Annotated in this window: 2 protein-coding genes; both read right to left on the bottom strand. The window is 41.5% G+C overall.

The features are described 5' to 3' along the window. Positions 1-2,208 (bottom strand): portal protein (locus PHU49_15740; GenBank protein MDD5245461.1); only part of this gene is annotated, 2,208 nt, incomplete at its 3' end. A gap of 211 nt (positions 2,209-2,419) precedes the next feature. Further along, on the bottom strand, positions 2,420-3,594 hold a 1,175-nt coding region (locus PHU49_15735), incomplete at its 5' end, for a hypothetical protein (GenBank protein MDD5245460.1).

Raw genomic sequence — 3,594 nt, 5'->3', positions numbered from 1 at the left:
TTTTCCTCCGGAAGGATCTTCGGGTTCACTTGCGCCAAAACTCTCACTTGCTTTCAGTCCAGTATCAGTCCCAACAATCTCACTATTTGGGACAATAAGACATTCCTGCGCAGGTACAAATATCTCAGGTCCCATTTCTCCAACAACATAAGGCTGATCAGCATTTACTCCACCACCTTTTGCACGCCCAGGAATTGCTGTTAAAGGCGAAGTGAGCCCTGCAGAGCTCCTAGGGGACGTAGAAGGGTTTTCAATAAAAGTACCCCCAGTTTGACCTTCAGACTCAATTTCATCAAGCAATTTCTTGACATTTTCCTTCGATTGCGCAAGCATTACCTCAGTTTCAATCCTCATTTTCTCCAGTCTTGCCTGTTCCTGTTGCAGTTTTACCTGCTCTTGCTGAAGTTTAATCTGCAAATCTTGCAATTTCAGTTGCTCTTCTTGAAGTTTTGCTTGAGCCAGCGGGTCTGGTGGTGGCGCGGGCTGCTGTTCCTGTTGAGGAGGCGGTTCGCCTTTTCGTCTAGCTTCCTCTGCAGCCCTCTGCGCCTTAATTTCAGGCGGCAACAAGAACACCAAACGCTCTGCCACCTGTTCAGCTCCTGGCCAGTCCATAGATTTAGCATACAAATCTCCAATAATTGGAGCAGCATCAGGATAGTATTGAATAAACTCTTGCATTGACTGCCTTGCTTCTGTTCTTTGTGTTGTAAAGCTCGGGCCAACAGTAACTGTCACATCATAGCTACCCATTGAAAGGTCGTTAAAGATAGTGCCATCTTCTTTTCTTCCATTAACTACATCAAAAGCAAAATCTCCATCTTCAAGACCAAGCCTTACAACTCGTTCAGTATCCAGTAAAACAGGCGCAATGTCCACAAGAATTCGACCAACGTGCTCCAGTGAACGTGAAAGGTTATCAATAAAGGCATAAGTCCCAACATCACCTTCCTTCTTCCTCTCTCTAATCGCTGCTCCACTCCTCTCATTAGACTGCATACCAAGAGAAGCTTTTTGCAGACCAGTTACATCGCGAAGTTCCTGATCTGTTGCTTTGATTTTCTCAGTAAATGCACTGGAAGCTTGTGGCGGAGCTTGTCTGTGCGGCCAGCCGGGGGCATCTTTATCTGCATTAGCAAGCAAATAAGGATAGTTTCTCTTATGAGCATCTTTCCACTGATCTTCATATCCTGCAATTTGTTTTGGAGTTAAAATGTAAGGACTTTTTGGCTGAAGTGCAATAGTTTCTGTGTCAACAGAATACCAGTAATTGTAAATTCTTTGAATATCTTTAGCATTTCTAATCAGACCACGAACTCTTCTCTTGCCAGCTACGTTGAACTCTTTCCCCCATACTGGAACTACTGGTATATACTTTCTACCAAGCCATTTTTTCGAGTCAAGTACCTTGTTACCACTCAGTAAATACCACATGACATCGTAAGACTGAACTTTTCTAGTTCTCAGAACAACATCACCAGTCTTAGGTTTATCAACAACAGCTCCACCCTCGAGCAAATAGATAGTTTTTTCAACAGGTTCCTTGACAAAATACTCAGCGATCCTTACTGTATCCTTTGTAACCCAGCCCTCAACGAACTGATCACTGGCAGCATTGAAAGGCATAGGCTCAACATCGTACTTTTCTTTGAACTCATCCTTGTCCATATCTGAGATAATAAAGCAATACATAGCGTCAGAGCAATCATACTCAGAATGCTTGCCCCAAAAAACTGCCAGCGCATTATCAATTTTCTCAATGTAAGCTTCTTGCTCAAATGCTGTATCAGATGAATACTTCGTTACGACTCTCAGTGCGCCATAACCACAAGCAACTGCGTGCTCAAAGGCATGATCTACAGCAATATCAGATTTCGACACTTGCTGTACATGCTTAATCCATCCACTCAACAGCTTCGCAACTGCAATATCAGCTTGTTCGTCAACAGGCAGAACCTTAATTGAAGGCCTATTCATCCTCTGGTCGCCAACAACCTGATCAATATAAATAGGTAACTTATTGATTGTTACACAAGGTCTGCCTTCGGAAACTCTTTCCTGCTTAATATTATCCGGCCACTGCTTTCCTTCAATAGCAATAAACTCAAGATCATCTTTCGCAAGTCTTCGATCTTCGTCATCATCGTCAATAGCTTTACGAAGTCTGTCTTGCGCTTCTTTTAAGATTTTTCTTTCTTGTTCTTGTGTCATTTAATGACCTCTTCGTTTTACAGTTCCAACAACATTAGGTACTCTGATCATCCGGTGAACAGCAGCACTTAGACATTGACCTTTAATTAACTCTGCGTAACTCTCCGAGTTTACAGGCCTATACTCTACTTCACTACCACCAGCATAAATCACAGTTAACAGGTTTTCTGATTCATTATATTTGACTGAATTTACATGAGTTAAGCTCATTTTAAACCCCCAACCAGGAATTTGACGATATAGAAAAATTTGAATACTTTCTTGGTTTAAATCCCTCGTTTGGTTTCTTAGCAAAAACTCTTGTAGACGTATTGTGGAAATACTCAGTTAAACAAAGCGCATCTGCAATATTTGGACTAGAAATTCCACGAGCTTTCAGATCTTTTTTGCTTTCCACCTTATATCCGCCGTGGCTATTAAACTTATATCTGACAGTAGAAAGCTCATTCGCAAGTTGCTGACCAAGCGACTCCTTTTCCCCATGTACCCTCACATCTGGAAAAGAGTACTTTCCAAGCAAAACATTATCTCTTACCTTTACCCAAAGCTCATCTCTAAGTCTATCATACTTAGTAAGGTCACTTGAAGAAGCGGATACATTGACTTGGTACAGGTTTTTGAGATTATGCTTCTCCAGCCAATCTGCAACACCTGCCCCAACTCCTATAACATCTATAGCGCATCCGCTAGCTTCAAGTTCTTGGTAAGTCTGGTTGATGAATCCGCCAAGATCAATAGTGTTAAGTTTTCTGAATGTCTCCCAAGCAAAGATTTGCAGACCTCTTCGTGGAAGCACTATACTCACATCATCACCATATCTTGCAACATCAACCCCAAGATAAAGTGGTTCATCTTCAGCCACCATTATCTCATTCCCAATACACATTTCAGCTGCGTACAGCGGAATCAAAGTATTTTCATCCTGAAGGGGAGGATTGCCTTCAACACGAATACGGAAGATATTTGACTCAACGCCATACTTCTCTGCCATGTATTCTGGGTAAGACTTATCGACATTCTCAGATTCTCTTGAATCCCAATGCAGTAAATTCCAACCCTTTTTAAGCTCACTGTTAAAATGTGTATCATAGAAGTATCCAGAGTTTCTGGTCATATTCCCAATCAGCAAAACCTTATTATCTGGCTTTGTTAGAATACCTTCGAGGGGGATATAAACAGGATCAGGAACACCACTATTCCCTGACCACATACACTTACCATCCCTACGAGTAAACAATAAACCAGTCTTAACAGTAAGACAATAAACTTTTCCTGTATAGTGCTCATACCTTATATTTTCCATTCTAACAGAAAATGATGTGTCAGTAGAAGATTCTCCTAACATAAATCCATCAACAGATGATGTAGATCGGAAGAGCGTCGTGT

This window comes from Syntrophorhabdaceae bacterium (assembly GCA_028713955.1).
Taxonomy (GTDB): domain Bacteria; phylum Desulfobacterota; class Syntrophorhabdia; order Syntrophorhabdales; family Syntrophorhabdaceae; genus UBA5609.
The sequence above is the reverse complement of the archived record's forward strand: the minus strand, read 5'-3'. Positions and strand labels throughout refer to the sequence as shown.